The sequence below is a fragment of the Rhodococcus yananensis genome (assembly GCF_020515525.1).
Classification (GTDB): domain Bacteria; phylum Actinomycetota; class Actinomycetes; order Mycobacteriales; family Mycobacteriaceae; genus Rhodococcus; species Rhodococcus yananensis.
Map to the genome: position 1 here is coordinate 96295 of NZ_JAIYEP010000001.1, position 16044 is coordinate 112338.

The following is a 16044-nucleotide window of genomic DNA, read 5'->3' on the forward strand; positions in this document are numbered from 1 at the left end:
TGTCGGAGTGGCGCAGCACCAGGACGACCCCGAGGACCGCACCGCACCGTCCGTCCCGAGGGTCCGGCCGGGCTCCCTGCTCGTCTCCGCGACCGACCTCGCCGAACCGACTTTCCGGCGGACCGTCGTCTACGTGATCGAACACAACGACTCGGGTAGCTTCGGGGTCGTCGTGAACCGCATCAGCGACACCCCGGTGGCGCAGATGCTGCCGCACTGGACCCCGCTCGCCGCGGATCCGCCGGCGCTGTTCGTCGGTGGTCCGGTACAGCGGGATTCGGCGCTGTGCCTCGGCACCGTGCGGGTCGGCGCGAAAATCGACGGCGTATCCGGAATCCGGCGGGTCGACGGTCGTGTCGTCATGATCGACCTCGACACCGATCCCGCCGTGGTCGCCCGCTACGTCGACGGGCTGCGGGTCTTCGCCGGATACGCCGGGTGGAGCGCCGGCCAACTCGACGGTGAACTGCGCAACGAAGACTGGATCGTCGTCTCGGCGCTACCGCAGGACGTCCTCGCCCCCACCGGAATCGATCTGTGGGCCCGGGTGCTGCGGCGACAGCCGCTCCCGCTCGCGTTGCTCGCGACGCATCCGATCGAGGTGGAACGGAACTGACCGGTCGTCGGCCGGAACACCGAGCGTGGACGTCGAGGGTAGGTCAGTCGGGGTCCCGGCGATCCGCGAGGGTGTTCAGGGCCCCGGCCATCTCCTGCGCCCGCCGCGTGGTCACGGTGAACTCCTGACCGGACTCGGTGGTGACGACGAGTGCGGGCCCGGTGTTCGTGACCAGTCCGTATCGACCCCGGCCCTTGACCCGCATGCCCCAGCCACCCCAGTCCTGGAACGGGCGGGTGCGGGTCACCTTCGCCCCGACGACCTCGTCGATCCCGTAGAAGACGGCATCGGCACCGAGATTGCGGACCGACAGGCCGGTCTCGTCCACCGTGACGGTGAACCGGAGCAGCCCCAGCACCACGATCAGCAGTGGCGCCGCCACCAGGATCGGCCACACACTGCCGAGGGCGCCGCACACCAGCACCACGGGAACCAGCACGACGAGCGCCACCACCGCGGTGGTGCCGGTGCCCGTGCCGACCTGTTCGACGAGGGGGAGTTCCGCGGGGCCGCGCGGCAACGACGGATCGGGCCGCCGCGTCGCCGGGGTACGGGGACGCCCGTCGCGCAGCAACCGCGCTCCGACCCACCCCACGACCGCACCGGTGACGGTGCCGACCCCCAGCGACCAGGCCGGGAACCGCACGTCGGCAGGGTCGGTGACGTCGAGTTGCGAGGCGAGTGTCGCGACCTGCACGGCCAGCATCAAGAACGTGACGGTCAGCCCGATCACCAGCATGTAGCGGCGCATCATCAGCTGTGCCTGCGCCAGCGCTGCGATCGCGCAGCAGCCGCCGCCGATCAGCAGGATCAACAGCGCCATCGTCCACGCTGTCGACATCGGGCTGCCGAACGAGTCGGCGGCCGTGCCGCTCCAGTGCGTCGCGATCTCCGACGGCAGCCGGGGCGTCCATGCCGATGTCAGCCACACGACGCCGACGGCGCACAGGACGGGGATGCCGAGGCCGAACAGGGCCCCGATGGGATCGATGGTCCGGCGGGTGGTCACCGCCACAGAATAGGGCCGCTCACGCGGTCGGTTCGCACATGCCCTTCAGGCTGCAGGCGCCGCACGACGATCCGCATCCCTCGGATTCGGCGGGCTTCGTGGCAGCGGCGACGCGCGCGGCGATCGACCCGCCGGCACCGGCGGTGAGCGCGGCGGCGACGACCGTCACGATCACGGCGATGACACCGCCCACCACGGGCAGGGTCAGGGAGGCCACACCGCCGACGGCCAACAGCACGGCGGCGCCGAGCATGCTGGGGGCGGCGACCTTGTTGGTCAGCGCGAAGGCCTCGTCGTCGCGCAGCGAATCGGCGGTGCGGACACCCGCCCAGCGGTTGCGCGACAGTTTGCCGGTCAGCGCCGCGACACCGACCGCGCCGACGGCGACGGCGAGAACGAAGAGCAGGCAGGCGACGATCAGCACCCGGCCAGGATACGCCCGGGCGTGGCCGCCTGGCCCGCCGGGTGGGGGCACGTTCTACCCTGGTTGGAGCCGACAAACGCCGTCCGAGTAGATAGCGATCACAGTGACCCGTCCCGATCAGACTTCCACACCGTCATCCGACGCCGCCCCGCAGCACCGGTACACCGCCGGGCTCGCCGGGCGGATCGAGCAGCACTGGCAGGAGCTGTGGCGTGAACGGGGCACGTTCCGCGCGCCCAACCCGGTCGGCGATCTCGCGGGCGACGTCCCCGCCGACAAATTGTTCGTGCAGGACATGTTCCCCTACCCCTCGGGTTCGGGTCTGCACGTCGGCCATCCCCTCGGATACATCGCGACCGACGTGTATGCCCGCTACCACCGCATGCTGGGTCACAACGTGCTGCACACCCTCGGCTACGACGCCTTCGGTCTGCCCGCCGAGCAGTACGCGGTGCAGACGGGCACGCACCCGCGCACCACGACCGAGGCGAACATCGCGAACATGACGCGCCAGCTCGGCCGTCTCGGTCTCGGCCACGACGACCGTCGCTCCGTCGCGACCACGGACGTCGACTTCTACCACTGGACGCAGTGGATCTTCCTGACGATCTACAACGCCTGGTACGACGCCGAGGCCGGCCGCGCCCGCCGCATCTCCGAACTCGAGGCCGAGTTCGCCGACGGCACCCGCTCACTCGACGACGGCCGCAGCTGGTCCGAGTTGACCGCGGCCGAGCGTGCCGCGGTCCTCGACGCGCACCGTCTCGTCTACCGCTCCGATTCGCTGGTGAACTGGTGCCCCGGGCTGGGTACGGTGCTCGCCAACGAGGAGGTCACCGCCGACGGACGGTCCGAGCGCGGCAACTTCCCCGTGTTCCGGAAGAACCTGCGCCAGTGGATGATGCGGATCACCGCGTACTCCGATCGGCTCATCGACGACCTCGAGTACCTGGACTGGCCCGACAAGGTCAAGACCATGCAGCGCAACTGGATCGGGCGGTCGCACGGCGCCGAGGTCACGTTCACCGTGGACGGATCCGGCGAACCGATCGAGGTGTTCACCACTCGTCCCGACACCCTGTTCGGCGCGTCCTACGTCACGCTCGCGCCCGAGCACACCCTCGTCGACGAGATCGTCCGCGATGCCTGGCCGGACGGCGTGGACGAGCGCTGGACCGGGGGTGCCTCCACCCCCGCGGAGGCCGTCGCCGCGTACCGCGCGGCGATCGCCGCGAAATCCGATCTCGAGCGGCAGGAATCGAAGGAGAAGACCGGTGTCTTCCTCGGCGCCTACGCCGTGAATCCGGTCAACGGCGAGAAACTGCCCGTGTTCATCGCCGACTACGTGCTCACCGGCTACGGCACCGGCGCGATCATGGCGGTCCCCGCCCACGACCAGCGCGACTGGGAGTTCGCGACCGCGTTCGGTCTGCCGATCCTGGAGGTCATCGCCGGCGGCGACGTCACCACCGCGGCGTACACCGGTGACGGTGCACTCGTGAATTCCGGTCTGCTGGACGGGCTGAGCGTCGACGACGCGAAGAAGACGATCATCGCGGAGTTGGAGAAGAACGGAACCGGTTCGGGCACCGTGCAGTACAAGCTGCGCGACTGGTTGTTCGCCCGGCAGCGCTACTGGGGCGAGCCGTTCCCGATCGTCTACGACGCCCGCGGCGGAGCGCACGCGCTGCCCGAGTCGATGCTGCCGGTGGAGTTGCCGGAGGTCGAGGACTACGCGCCGGTGTCGTACGATCCGGACGACGCCGATTCGCAGCCGTCGCCGCCGCTCGCGAAGGCCACGGACTGGGTGAACGTCGAACTGGATCTCGGTGACGGCCTTCAGCACTACACGCGCGACACGAACGTGATGCCGCAGTGGGCGGGCAGTTCGTGGTACCAGCTGCGATACATCGATCCGACGAACTCGGAGGAGTTCTGCGCCAAGGAGAACGAGGCGTACTGGACGGGTCCGCGTCCGGAGTTGCACGGTGCGAACGATCCGGGCGGCGTCGATCTGTACGTCGGTGGTGTCGAGCACGCGGTGCTGCACCTGCTCTACTCGCGGTTCTGGCACAAGGTGCTGTTCGACCTCGGCTACGTCACCTCCTCGGAGCCGTACCGCCGCTTGTTCAACCAGGGATACATCCAGGCGTACGCCTACACCGACGAGCGCGGCGTGTACGTGCCCGCCGACGAGGTCGTCGAACGCGACGGTGCCTTCTTCTGGACCGGGCCCGACGGTGAGCAGCAGGTGAACCGCGAGTACGGGAAGATGGGCAAGTCGCTCAAGAATTCCGTTGCGCCCGACGAGATCTGCGACGAGTACGGCGCCGACACCCTGCGGGTGTACGAGATGTCGATGGGTCCGCTGGACCAGTCGCGTCCGTGGGCGACGAAGGATGTCGTCGGCGCCCAGCGTTTCCTGCAGCGCGCGTGGCGTCTCGTCGTCGACGAGGAGTCGGGCGACGTACGGGTCACCGACGAGCAGCCGGTGGACGGCACCCGCCGCGCGCTGGCGAAGGCCGTCGCCGGCGTGTCCGACGACTATGCGCATCTGCGTGACAACACCGCGATCGCGAAGCTCATCGAGTACACCAACCATCTGACGAAGCAGTACCCGTCCGGTGCGCCGCGCGAATCGGTGGAGCCGCTGGTGCTCATGCTCGCACCGGTCGCGCCGCATCTCGCGGAGGAACTGTGGTCACGCCTGGGGCACACCGGATCGCTGGCCCACGGACCCTTCCCGACGGCCGACGAGAAGTGGCTGGTGGAGGACACGGTCGAATACCCGATCCAGGTCAACGGCAAGGTGCGTAGCCGCATCACCGTCGCGGCCGACGCGCAGCCCGATGCGATCGAAGCGGTGGCGTTGGCGGACGACAAGATCGTCGATCTGTTGGGTGGTGCGGCACCCCGGAAGGTGATCGTGGTGCCCGGAAAGATGATCAATATCGTGAAGTGATCCCGGTCGACGCTGCGCGTCGAGCACGGTGACGTGGGCGAGGGGTGCCCGGAAATCGTTCCGGGCACCCTTTCCCTTCTCATCCTCCGGTGCGGGTCGGCGCGATGTCCTCCGCCGTGGGATTCTCGAGGTCGGGGCGGAACACCGGACCCCCGACCTCACTCCCGAGGCCCCCGATTCCCGCACTGTCCCAGGCCCCGATCGTGCGCTACCCTCCGGTGAAACTTGTTTCAGTTCTGAAGGGGACGACATGGCACCGGCACCCGATTCGATCCGCTCCACCGTCGAGAACTACGTACGTTCGGTCGCGAAGGGAACCACCGACGAGATCCTGGCGCTGTATGCGCCGGGAGCGACCGTCGAGGACCCCGTGGGAACACCGGTCCGCACCACCGACGAGGAACTCCGCGAGTTCTACTCGGTGCTCGAGTCGCTCGACCAGACGGGTGAGGTGATCACCGTGAAGATCGCCGGAAACACGGCCGCCTTCCTGTTCCGGCTGGTCACGCACCTCGGGGAGCAGGACATCGTCATGGAGGTCATCGACGTGATGACGTTCGACGACGACGCCCGGATCACCGGCATGAAGGCGTACTGGAACCAGGAGGACATGCAGACGGTACCGGCGGGCTGATGGAGACGCGCCGCATCGACGTCGACGGTTTCACGTGGAACATCCACGATGCGGGATCGGGACCTGCCGTCGTGTGCTGCCACGGTTTCCCCGGGCTCGGCTACAGCTACCGTCACCAGACCCCGCCGCTCGTCGACGGTGGATACCGGGTGGTCGCACCCGACATGCCGGGCTACGGTCACACCGACCGCCCCCGCGCGGTCGAGGAATACACCGACGTGGCGGTCGCGGATCGACTCGTGGGCCTGCTCGATGCCCTGGACATCGACGAGGCGGTCCTCGTCGGACACGATTTCGGGGCGCCCGCCGTGTGGACCACCGCGTTGCGGCACCCCGAGCGGGTCGCGGGTGTCGTCCTGCTGTCGGTGCCCTACAACGCCGACCGCAGCCCGGTGCGTCCCAGCGAGGCGTTCGCGGCGATGGCGCGCCGTCACTTCCTGCACCTGCACTATTTCCAGGAAGTCGGCGTCGCCGAGGCGGAACTCGATCCGCGGGCCGGCGAGTTCCTGCGCAGACTGTTCTTCGCGTTGTCCGGTGGCTACCGCTACCTGGACATCTGGACGCACCCCTCGGAAGGCAACGGTTACCTCGACGTCCTCCCCGAGGCCCCGGACCTGCCGTGGCGTTGGCTCACCGAGGCGGAACACGCGCACTACGCGGACGAATTCGCCCGCACCGGATTCGGTGGCGGCCTGTCGTGGTACCGGGCGTACGACGCCAACTGGTCCGCGTCGCGCGACTACGACGGTGTCTCGCTGGGGGTACCCACGCTGTTCATCGCGGGGGCACAGGACCCCGTCGTCGCCATGATGGGGTCGGGCGCGCTCGACCGGATGCGGCAGTCGGTTCCGGACCTGCGAGGCGTCCACCTCCTCGAAGGAGCCGGGCATTTCGTGCAGATGGAACGCCGATACGAGGTCAACAAGCTCATCCTCGGGTTCCTGTCGACGTTGTATCGGCGCAAACGATCCGAATAACCTGTCGCGACGCGCACTCCGCCATACGATGGCGGGCGTGGCCACCGACACCGCAAGACGCGGATTCGGAACGGTGCTCGTGCTGGTCGCGCTCGCGACGGGGGCATGCACGTCGGGAGGTGCTCGCAGCGCCGAACCCGTCCGCCTCGACGTCGCGACCGCGCAGGGCGACCACCCCTGGACCGGACTGTTGCTGCCGGCCCAGGTACCCGTCGCGGTCCCCGCACCGCCCGCGGACGCCGTCGGCGATGCGGGTGATCCTGTCGGCGCCGTCGGAACGCCGGCCGTGTCCGGAAACCGGACGGCGCTCTACGGGGGCAGCCTCGACCGTGAACTCTGCGACCGCAACGAACTCGTCGCGACCCTCGAGGACGATCCGGCCAAGGCGGCCGCGTGGATGGGGATCGTCGGAACCAACGACATTCCCGCCTACACGCGGTCGCTCACCCCGGTCCTGCTCCGGGCCGACACCCGGGTGACCCGCTACGACTACGAGGACGGTGCGGCACGCCCGGTACAGGCCGTACTCGAGACCGGCACCGTCGTCCTCGTCGACGATCGCGGTGTCCCCCGTGTGCGGTGCGCGCGCGGTAACCCGCTGTCGACGCCGGTGCTCGCGGCGTCCCCCGAGTTCGAGGGCACCGAATGGCCCGACCTCGACACGGAACGGCTGTTCGTGGTGCAACCCGCACCCGAACCGATGGGTGAACTGACCGTCGTCGACATCACCACCGGCAACCTGCTGCCCGTTCCGATCGGTGCCGGGTTGCTGGCTCCCCCCGTCCCGGATCCCGAACCGGCCCCGACTCCCGAACAGGTCGCGACACAAGCGGCGCAACCCGAGCCCGAACCAGCACCGGCACGGCGGAACAACACGCCCGCACCGGCACCGGCACCGGCACCGAACCCCGAGCCGCCACCGCCCCCGCCACCGCCCGCCCCGGAACCCCCGCCCGCACCGGCACCGCCGCCGGAACCGGTTCCGGCTCCGGTACCGCCTGCGCCCGCGCCCGTACCGGCGCCGGCACCTCCACCGCAGATTCGGATCGAGATTCCCGGAGGTCCGCCGGTCGTCATCCCGATCCCGTTCTGACCGGAGTCGTCAGCCGCGAGGTCGAACCACGATCTCGGTGGGATGTGCATCCGCCGGGGTCTCGATGGCCTGTCGCACCGCCCGGGCCACCGTCGACGCCCTCAGGAAGCGGGTGGCGTCGTACTCGGCGCCCTCGGTCGCGACGATCGCACGCTGCATGTCGGTGTCGATACGACCCGGATGCACCGACGTCACACGCAGGTCCGGCTCCTCCTGGCGAAGCGCGTCCCCGAATGCACGCAACGCGAACTTGCTCGCCGCGTACGAACCCCACCCCGGATTCGCGCGCAGACCCGCGCCGGAGTTGATCAGCACGACGTGTCCGCGTGCGGCCCGCAACATCGGCAGCAGCAGCCGCGTCGCCGCGACCACCGAGAACACATTGGCCTCCATCGCGCGCCGCCACTGGTCGACGTCCGACTCCGCGACGGTACCGAGTTCGGCGACACCGGCATTGTGGACGAGCACGTCCAACCGGCCCATCCCCCGCTCTCGGAGTGCGTCGACGGCGCGCGCGAGCGCGTCGTGGTCGAGCAGATCCACCGGCCACGGCGTCGCCCCGGGTAGTTCGTCGAGGATCGACGTCAGCGACTCGGGTCGCCGCGCGCCGAGAAGCAGGTCGTGTGTGGGGGCGAGTTCGCGTGCGATCGCGGCGCCGAGTCCGCGGCTCGCTCCGGTGACGAGAGCTGTCGGTCGCATGCCGTCGACCCTATCCCCCACCCGAGTGTGGGCGAATGTATCGCCCGATCGAATGAGGAGGCTGGACGATACATTCGCTCGATCCGCCGGAGGCGGAACGGCCACGACGGCCACAATGGAGGCAGCGGACTCGCGAGAGGAGTTGCCCGTGGAACACGTCGACGTGCTGATCGTCGGTGCCGGACTGTCGGGGATCGACGCGGCATACCGGCTGCAGACGCGGTGCCCCGACCGGACGTACGCGATCCTCGAGGCACGTGACGCGATCGGCGGAACCTGGGATCTGTTCCGGTACCCGGGCGTGCGGTCGGACAGCGACATGTTCACACTCGGGTTCCCGTTCCGACCGTGGCGCGGTGACACCTCGATCGCCGACGGCGGCGACATCCTGCAGTATCTGCGCGACACCGCCGCGGAGTTCGGGATCGACCGGCGGATCCGGTTCGGGCACGAGGTGGTGGAGGCCTCCTGGGATTCGTCGAGTGCGCGGTGGACGGTACGGTCGGTCGCCGACGGGGTGAGCGTCGAGACGAACTGCTCGTTCCTGTACCTGTGCAGTGGATACTACGATTACGAATCCGGTCACCGGCCGGACATTCCCGGGCTCGGCGACTTCGCGGGGACCGTCGTGCATCCCCAGTTCTGGCCCGAGGAACTCGACTGCGACGGCCGGAAGGTCGTGGTGATCGGCAGCGGCGCCACCGCGATCACGCTCGTTCCGGCGCTCGCCGAGAAGGCCGAGCACGTCACGATGCTGCAGCGCTCCCCGTCGTACATCATGTCGCTGCCGGCACACGATCCGTTCGCGCGGTCGGTCGGGAGGGCGCTGCCCGACACGGTCGCGCAACGGCTGGTCCGGGTCAAGAACATCATCGCGAATCTCGGCTTCTACCAACTGTGCCGGCACGCGCCGTTCGTCGCGACACGGTTCCTGCGGTGGGTGGCCACCCGGAACCTGCACGAACCGTCCCTGGTGGATCCGCATTTCACCCCGACGTACCGGCCGTGGGATCAGCGACTGTGTCTCGTCCCCGACGCCGACCTGTTCCGCACGTTGAACTCGGGCCGCGCGACGGTGGTCACCGACCGCATCGACACGGTCACGGAGAAGAGCATCCGTCTCGCATCGGGCGCGGAACTCGAAGCGGACGTCATCGTCACCGCGACCGGACTGAAGTTGCTGCCGGCGGGCGGGATCACGGTGACCGTCGACGGGGAGCGGGTCGATCCCGCCGACACGTACATCTATCGGGGGACGATGCTCGGCGGCGTCCCGAATCTCGCGTTGTGCCTCGGTTACACGAACGCGTCGTGGACCCTCCGCGCCGACCTGGCCTCACTGTTCGTCTGTCGTCTGCTGAACCACATGGGCCGGAACGGTTTCCGAATCGCCACGCCGGACCGCCACCGCGATCCGCGACCGAAACCGCTGCTCGGGTTGACGTCCGGTTACGTGACCCGCGCCGCGGCGATCCTGCCGAAGCAGGGGTCGCGTGGTCCGTGGCGGATGCGACAGAACTATCTGCTCGATCTACCGGAGATGCGGTTCGGTCGGCTCGACGACCACATGACGTACTCCTGATCGCATCAAGGCTTTTCGACGTGCCCGTCGGGGTACCGGGCGAAGCGTCCGGCGTCGACGGAATGGACGGGCCCGTCGTCGTCCCACGGCCAGCCGCCGAACCCGGTGCGACGATAGTCGGCGAACGCCTGCCGCACCCCCGCCTCGTCGGTGAGGACGAACGGACCGTAGGACACGACGGGTTCGCGGATCGGCCTGCCCTGCAGCAGAAGAATGCGGGTGGTGTCGGCACCACCGGTGACGGGCAGCGGCATCGACGCATCGACGACCGCACCGTGGCCGGCAGTCACCGGCCGACCACCGATGGTCACGGGCGCACCGTCGTACACGTAGAGCACCCGTTGCGTGTCGGTGCCCGCGGCGGACGGAATCTCCCATCGCACACCGGCCGACAGGTCGATGTTCCAGATCGCGACGTCCGTGTCGGGTCGCGACGCCCACGAATCCGGTGGTGGCGGAGGCGCGGTCGCGCCGCCGAGCGTTCCGGCGAGCACGCGGACGGACGCGGTGCGCCCGGCGTCGTCGTCGAACGTGACGGTGGGGGTGTCGCCGTCCCACAGCATCGAGAAGTGCGGGTCGGCGCTCTTCGATTCGGCGGGCAGGTTCAGCCAGATCTGGAACAACTCGAGCGGGTTCTCCCGGTCGCGGTGCAGCAGCGGGAACATCTCGCTGTGCACGATGCCACGCCCGGCGGTGAGCCACTGGGTGTCGCCGTCACCGAAACGCGCCGAGGCGCCCACGGAGTCGGAATGATCGACGAAGCCGGAGCACACGAAGGTCACCGTCTCGAAGCCGCGGTGCGGGTGTCCGGGGAAACCCGGAACCACCGTGCCGTGGTACATGTTCCAGCCCGCGGGGTTGCCGAAGTCCTGGCCGAGGGGGCGGCCGTCGAGCGGTGCGTCCGGGCCCAGGGCGTCGTTGCCGGCCGGGTAGTCGTCGACGTGGTGGGCGACGAACAGGAACGGATCGATGGTCTGCCAGGGCGAGCCGAGCTCGAACACCTGCAGGACCGGGGAGCCCGCGGAAGTCATGGCGTGGTCGACACCGCGGCACACGGCGTTGTTCCCGGTCGGTGCGGCACCTCGTCGTCGTCGAGGATCCTCGCGCCACCCGCGAACGCCGTGACCTGGGCGTCGCGTCGGAGCTGCGCGGGAACCGCGCCGCCGAGCAGGTCGTGGACCAACGACGCGGAATCGCCGAGCGGGGCATCGCTTCCGGCGATCACGATGTTGCCGTAGCGGCGCCCCTTGAGCATCGCCGGGTCGGCGATGATCGCGGTGTGTGCGAACACCGAACCGATGGTCGCGGCCTCCCGCTTCGCGGTGGTCAGGTCACGGGTGTCGCCACAGTTGACGACGTAGATGCCGCCCGGCGCCAGCACCCGGTGGGCGTGTCGGGTGAACTGTTCGGTGGTCAGTGCGACGGGGGTACGGTTGATCGCGAACACGTCGCGGACGATCACGTCCCGAGAGGCGTCCGTGAGGGTTGTGAGCACCGCACGTGCCTCCCCCGCCCGGATGCGCAGCAGCGGAGCGCGAGGCAGATCGAACCAGTCGCGGACGAGTTCGGCGAGACGACCGTCGATCTCCACGACGACCTGCCGCGCATCGGGGTAGACCGCGGCGAACCACCGAGCCATCGTGCATGCCCCACCACCGAGGTGCAGGACGCGGATCCGCTGGTCGCGAGGGTGGCGGTCGCCGACGAGCATCGCGATCCACCGCATGTACTCGAACTCGAGCAGCGTCGGATCGTCCAGATCGATGTGTGAGCTGGGTACGCCGTTGACCTCGAGGATCCAACCGTCGGGCCGGTACCGGTCCTTGATCAGCTCACATGTTCCCGTGTCGATGTCGTACCGACCTTCGATCGGACCGCGACCCGCAGTGCCGTCCGGCACCGACGCGGCCCGGCCACTCCGTTGCCTGCCCATGCCGACCAGTCTATTCGCGTCCGCCGGGGGCCTCGCGTGGCACCGGTGTCGGAACGTGTTCGGGTTGCGTCCGTGAGGATGGTGTACGAGCCGGGTCGGACCCAGATGACCACTGCCCGACGTGATGGCGCAGGTCGAGGGTCGAGCTCAGGCACCGTTGTTCTCGGCCGCGAACGCGGCCCGCAGATCGGCGGCCTCCTGCGCCGACGCATACGCCCAGGCACGGTGCCCCGATGCGAGGACCACCTCCACCCGCTCGTAGTCGTCGACCTCGTAGCGGTCGGCGGCGGCCAACTCGCTGTCGGTCAGTTGCAGGCGTCCGCCGTGCACCGATGCACCACCGGGATCGCGCCGCAACATCGGATGCCGGTCCAGTCCGCTGGCCGCCAGGACGTCGGGGTCGGTGATCAGGACGTCCTCCACCCGGAATCCGGGCAGCGAGTCGTCCTCGCAGTCGACGAGCCGGCCGAACACGGCCTGTTGGACGGCGGGATCGCGCAGGGTTCCGTATGTGAAGAGCAGGTGCATGTTTCGCAGAGTAGTTGCGGTCCGGCACGGGAGAACGTGCGGTTCCTCACGTGACGGTCACCGCATCGGCGTACGGATCTTCGGCGAGGGTCGAGAATGGGACGATGCAGGACCGTGGATTCACCCCGACCCAGCTCGCCGCGCGCGCCGCGTATCTGCTGCGCGGCAACGATCTGGGCGTGATGACGAGCGCCGCCCCGAAGCTGTATCCGCACATGTGGAGCTGGGACGCGGCGTTCGTGGCGGTCGGGTTGGCGCCGCTGAGCGTCGAACGTGCGGTCGTCGAACTCGACACCTTGTTGTCGGCGCAGTGGCGAAACGGGATGATCCCGCACATCGTGTTCGCGAACGGCGTGGACGGCTACTTCCCCGGACCCGCCCGGTGGGAGGTGAATCGCCTCGCCGCGAATGCCCCCGAGACGGCACAGACGTCCGGGATCACGCAGCCGCCGGTGCACGCGATCGCGGTGCAGCGCATCCTCGATCACTCGCGCCGGCACGGGCGCAGCACCCGGGCGGTCGCCGACGCGTTCCTCGACCGGCGCTGGCCGGATCTGATGCGGTGGCACCGGTGGCTGGCGAGGGCGCGAGATCTCGACGGCAACGGCCGCATCGCCCTCTACCACGGGTGGGAATCGGGAATGGACAACTCGCCGCGGTGGGATGCGGCGTATGCGAACGTGATCGCGGATGCGGTCCCGGCGTACCGACGCGAGGATCTCGTGCACGTCACCGACCCGGGACAACGTCCCAGCGACGGTGAGTACGCCCGCTACCTGTGGCTGCTCGAGGAGATGAAGCGCGTCCGCTACGACGACGACGAGTTGGCGACGGCGATGAGTTTCGCGGTGGAGGACGTGTTCGTCAGCGCGGTGTTCGCGCTGTCGTGCGAGGTGCTCGCGGACATCGGTGAGGACTGTTCCAAGCCCCGTGCGGACATCCGTGACCTGCGCGAGTGGTCGGATCGGTTCCGGCGCGGGGTGGTGGACACCACCGATCCGCGGTCGGGGGCGGCGAAGGATTTCGATCTGCGCGACGGACGGTGGGTGGCCACCGACACCCTCGCGATGTTCGCGCCGCTCCTGTGCGGTGGCCTGGATCGGCCGGTGGAGCGGGTGTTGCTGCGCACCTTCGACGGACCGAAGTTCTGCGGTCACCCGGATCTGCGGTACGCGCTTCCCACGTCCACGTCGCCGGTGTCGGCCGATTTCCGTCCGCGTGAGTACTGGCGCGGTCCGGTGTGGCCGGTGATGACGTGGCTGTTCTCGTGGGCGTTCGCGCGCCGGGGCTGGGCTGAGCGCGCGAACGCCTTGCGGGCCGAGGGTTTACGTCAGGCGGCGGACGGATCGTTCGCCGAGTACTACGAGCCGTTCACGGGTGAACCGCTGGGCAGTATGCAGCAGTCCTGGACGGCTGCAGCGGTTCTGGACTGGCTGGGCTGAGCGTCAGAAGCCGATGCGTCCGCCACCGGACTTCCAGGCGGCGACGACGGCGGGGCGTGGCTGGGTCCGCCCGCCGTCGGGCCAGTGGGAACTGGGGCTGTCCCACGACGCGTCGTCGGTTTCTCCCGGATGCTGCACGCACACGACGACGCGGTCGTCCTCGATGATGGGGCCGCACGTCTCACCGCCGACCGGCACGGTGAGGAACTGCTTGGTCTCGCCGCGGCGCGGTCCGTCGAGGACGACGGCGAACAGTCCGTCGTTGGAACCCAGAGCGTTGCCGTCGGTGGAGATCCACAGGTTCCCGTGCGGGTCGAACGCCAGGTTGTCGGGGCAGGAGATGGGGCTGACCTGCGACTTGTCGAAACCGCCGAAGTAGGTGTCGGCCTCGTTCGGGTCGCCGCACACGAGCAGCAGGTTCCAGGTGAACGACGTTCCGGCGTGGTCGTCGTCGATCTCGAGGACCTGACCGTTCTTGTTGTTCACGCGCGGGTTCGCTTCGTCGGCCGGCGGATTGCCGTCGACGCCGCGCTTGGTGTTGTTGGTCAGCGCGACGTACACCTTGCCGGTGACGGGGTTGGGTTCGAAGTCCTCGGGGCGGTCCATCTTCGTGGCGCCCACCGCGTCGCCGGCGAGGCGCGTGAACACGGCGACCTCCTCGGCGGTCATGCCCTCGACGAGTGATTCACCGCGGCCGTCCTCGTCGGTGCGCAGGATCGGGATCCATTCGCCGCTGCCCATGAACTGCCCGCCCTCCGGCAGGGTTCCGGAGCCGTCGACGGCGTCCGGGTGGTCGCCGGTGAGCTTCGCGACGTACAGGGTGCCGGCGTCGAGGAGGGTCATGTTGTGGCGGACCGCGGCGCGTGAGTTGCCGTCCTGCATCTTCCGCGACGACACGAACTTGTACATGTAGTCGAATCGTTCGTCGTCGCCGCTGTACGCGACGACGGTGCCGTCGTCGGTGATGTGGATCGTGGCGGCCTCGTGCTTGAAGCGGCCCAGTGCGGTGTGCTTGACGGGGGTGGACGTGGCATCCCACGGGTCGAGCTCGACGACCCAGCCGAAGCGGTTGACCTCGTTGGGTTCGGCGGCGATGTCGAAACGCGGATCGAAGCGCTCCCATTTGCGTTCCGATTCGGCGCCTTCGATGCCGTATCGGGCGAGCCGTTCGGCGACGACCGGATCGGTGACGGACTCGGCGTTCGCGAAGTACTGGTTGAAGTTCTCCTCACCCGAGAGCACGGTGCCCCACGGGGTGACTCCGCCGGCACAGTTGTTGAATGTGCCCGCGACCTTCGTGCCGGTGGGGTCGGCGGTGGTCTTCACCAGGTCGCTGCCCGCGGCGGGTCCGGTCAGCAGGAACTCCGTCGTACCGGTGATCCGACGGTTGTGGTCACCGAACACCGGGGTGAGCCGGCCGGATCCGGACTCGCCCCGGACCTCCACGACGGACAGGCCGTGGTTCGCGATACCGATGCGCACCTGCTCCTCGGTGGGATCGTCCGGGTCGTATCCGGCGAACATGAACGGTTCGCTCGTGTACTCGTGGTTGACGACGAGCAGGTAGGCGCCGGGCACGCCGTCGACGGGAAGCAACCCGGCGAAGTCGTTGTTGTAGCCGAACTGCTTCTCCTGCGCGGCCGCGGTCTGACGGTCGAGGTCGAAGTCCGGTGCGTCGGGCAGCACCGCGTCGCCCCAGCGGATCACCACGGCCTGCTCGTACCCTTCGGGAACGACCACCGCATCGTCGGTGTTGGGGGCGACGGGCGTGAAATCGGTGCCGGGTGCGCTCGGTCCGAGGTCGACGGCTCCCTGCGCGGCGCCGTCACCACCGCCGGTGGCCGCGGCCGAATCGTCGGAGCACGCGGCGAGAACACCGCCGGCGCCGACCGCGAGGACTGCCATCGCGCCGCCGCGCAGCACACCGCGCCGCGACATGGCGTGCCGAACGATGTCGCCGAAGTATTCGCCGCCGGAGGTGTTGGGGACGCGATGCGAGCAGGCGTCACCGCACTTGTACTTGCAGGTGATGTTCGCGCGCGACGACGTGCCGTCGTGTGCGACGAACAGGGGCAGTTCTCTGCGGGCCACGGATTGTCTCCTCATCGATGGGCTTCGACGGCCGGACCGTAGAAGCCGTAAACG

Annotated in this window: 14 protein-coding genes; 7 read left to right on the plus strand and 7 right to left on the minus strand. The window is 68.9% G+C overall.

Features of this window, described 5'->3' with window-relative positions; all coding sequences use genetic code 11:
* Window positions 1–7 precede the first annotated feature (7 nt).
* Window positions 8–616: a YqgE/AlgH family protein gene (locus LDQ05_RS00445; protein ID WP_226434919.1), complete on the plus strand. Its 609-nt coding sequence runs from the start codon at window positions 8–10 to the stop codon at window positions 614–616.
* 43 nt (window positions 617–659) lie between these two features.
* Here LDQ05_RS00445 and LDQ05_RS00450 read toward each other — a convergent pair whose 3' ends face one another.
* Window positions 660–1625, minus strand: coding sequence for a DUF1648 domain-containing protein (locus LDQ05_RS00450; protein WP_226434920.1), 966 nt, complete (start codon window positions 1623–1625; stop codon window positions 660–662).
* 19 nt (window positions 1626–1644) lie between these two features.
* On the minus strand, window positions 1645–2049 hold the full coding sequence (locus LDQ05_RS00455; protein ID WP_226434921.1) for an SdpI family protein: 405 nt from the start codon (window positions 2047–2049) through the stop codon (window positions 1645–1647).
* 103 nt (window positions 2050–2152) lie between these two features.
* Between LDQ05_RS00455 and leuS the strand changes: the two genes are divergently transcribed.
* The 4 genes from leuS to LDQ05_RS00475 all read left to right on the plus strand — a co-directional run bounded on the left by leuS (window position 2153) and on the right by LDQ05_RS00475 (window position 7715).
* A complete protein-coding gene (gene leuS / locus LDQ05_RS00460) occupies window positions 2153–5011 on the plus strand; it encodes a leucine--tRNA ligase (RefSeq protein WP_226434922.1) in 2859 nt (952 codons plus the stop codon).
* 250 nt (window positions 5012–5261) lie between these two features.
* A complete protein-coding gene (locus LDQ05_RS00465) occupies window positions 5262–5645 on the plus strand; it encodes a nuclear transport factor 2 family protein (protein ID WP_226434923.1) in 384 nt (127 codons plus the stop codon).
* Complete coding sequence (locus LDQ05_RS00470) at window positions 5645–6622, plus strand: alpha/beta fold hydrolase (protein WP_226434924.1); 978 nt, start codon at window positions 5645–5647, stop codon at window positions 6620–6622. The genes LDQ05_RS00465 and LDQ05_RS00470 overlap by 1 nt, the downstream gene beginning before the upstream one ends.
* A gap of 28 nt (window positions 6623–6650) precedes the next feature.
* Window positions 6651–7715, plus strand: a complete 1065-nt coding sequence (locus tag LDQ05_RS00475; protein WP_264184213.1) for a DUF6777 domain-containing protein — start codon at window positions 6651–6653, stop codon at window positions 7713–7715.
* A 9-nt stretch (window positions 7716–7724) separates the two neighbouring features.
* Here the strand turns inward: LDQ05_RS00475 and LDQ05_RS00480 are convergent, their stop codons facing one another.
* Window positions 7725–8414: an SDR family oxidoreductase gene (locus LDQ05_RS00480; RefSeq protein WP_226434925.1), complete on the minus strand. Its 690-nt coding sequence runs from the start codon at window positions 8412–8414 to the stop codon at window positions 7725–7727.
* A 142-nt stretch (window positions 8415–8556) separates the two neighbouring features.
* Between LDQ05_RS00480 and LDQ05_RS00485 the strand changes: the two genes are divergently transcribed.
* Complete coding sequence (locus LDQ05_RS00485; RefSeq protein WP_372460996.1) at window positions 8557–9996, plus strand: flavin-containing monooxygenase; 1440 nt, start codon at window positions 8557–8559, stop codon at window positions 9994–9996.
* Window positions 9997–10001: 5 nt separating this feature from the next.
* On the opposite strand, the gene LDQ05_RS00490 is transcribed toward LDQ05_RS00485, so the two are convergent.
* From LDQ05_RS00490 to LDQ05_RS00500, 3 genes are all read right to left on the minus strand, one after another.
* Window positions 10002–11027, minus strand: a complete 1026-nt coding sequence (locus LDQ05_RS00490; protein ID WP_226434927.1) for a pirin family protein — start codon at window positions 11025–11027, stop codon at window positions 10002–10004.
* Window positions 11024–11929 (minus strand): spermidine synthase, encoded by a 906-nt coding sequence (locus LDQ05_RS00495; RefSeq protein ID WP_226434928.1) that lies wholly within the window; start codon window positions 11927–11929, stop codon window positions 11024–11026. Before LDQ05_RS00495 ends, LDQ05_RS00490 begins: the two co-directional genes overlap by 4 nt.
* 147 nt (window positions 11930–12076) lie before the next feature.
* On the minus strand, window positions 12077–12457 hold the full coding sequence (locus tag LDQ05_RS00500) for a gamma-glutamylcyclotransferase family protein (RefSeq protein ID WP_226434929.1): 381 nt from the start codon (window positions 12455–12457) through the stop codon (window positions 12077–12079).
* Between the two features lie 104 nt (window positions 12458–12561).
* Between LDQ05_RS00500 and ggh the strand changes: the two genes are divergently transcribed.
* Window positions 12562–13899: a glucosylglycerate hydrolase gene (gene ggh / locus LDQ05_RS00505; RefSeq protein ID WP_226434930.1), complete on the plus strand. Its 1338-nt coding sequence runs from the start codon at window positions 12562–12564 to the stop codon at window positions 13897–13899.
* Between the two features lie 3 nt (window positions 13900–13902).
* Here the strand turns inward: ggh and LDQ05_RS00510 are convergent, their stop codons facing one another.
* Window positions 13903–16005, minus strand: a complete 2103-nt coding sequence (locus LDQ05_RS00510) for a PhoX family protein (RefSeq protein WP_264184214.1) — start codon at window positions 16003–16005, stop codon at window positions 13903–13905.
* Window positions 16006–16044 lie beyond the last annotated feature (39 nt).

Coding starts and splice junctions, on each gene's coding strand:
- LDQ05_RS00465 (WP_226434923.1), top strand. CDS start 5,262: ATGGCACCGGCACCCGATTCGATCCGCTCCACCGTCGAGAACTACGTA.
- LDQ05_RS00470 (WP_226434924.1), top strand. CDS start 5,645: ATGGAGACGCGCCGCATCGACGTCGACGGTTTCACGTGGAACATCCAC.
- LDQ05_RS00475 (WP_264184213.1), top strand. CDS start 6,651: ATGGCGGGCGTGGCCACCGACACCGCAAGACGCGGATTCGGAACGGTG.
- LDQ05_RS00480 (WP_226434925.1), bottom strand. CDS start 8,414: ATGCGACCGACAGCTCTCGTCACCGGAGCGAGCCGCGGACTCGGCGCC.
- LDQ05_RS00490 (WP_226434927.1), bottom strand. CDS start 11,027: ATGACTTCCGCGGGCTCCCCGGTCCTGCAGGTGTTCGAGCTCGGCTCG.
- LDQ05_RS00495 (WP_226434928.1), bottom strand. CDS start 11,929: ATGGGCAGGCAACGGAGTGGCCGGGCCGCGTCGGTGCCGGACGGCACT.
- LDQ05_RS00500 (WP_226434929.1), bottom strand. CDS start 12,457: ATGCACCTGCTCTTCACATACGGAACCCTGCGCGATCCCGCCGTCCAA.
- ggh (WP_226434930.1), top strand. CDS start 12,562: ATGCAGGACCGTGGATTCACCCCGACCCAGCTCGCCGCGCGCGCCGCG.
- LDQ05_RS00510 (WP_264184214.1), bottom strand. CDS start 16,005: ATGAGGAGACAATCCGTGGCCCGCAGAGAACTGCCCCTGTTCGTCGCA.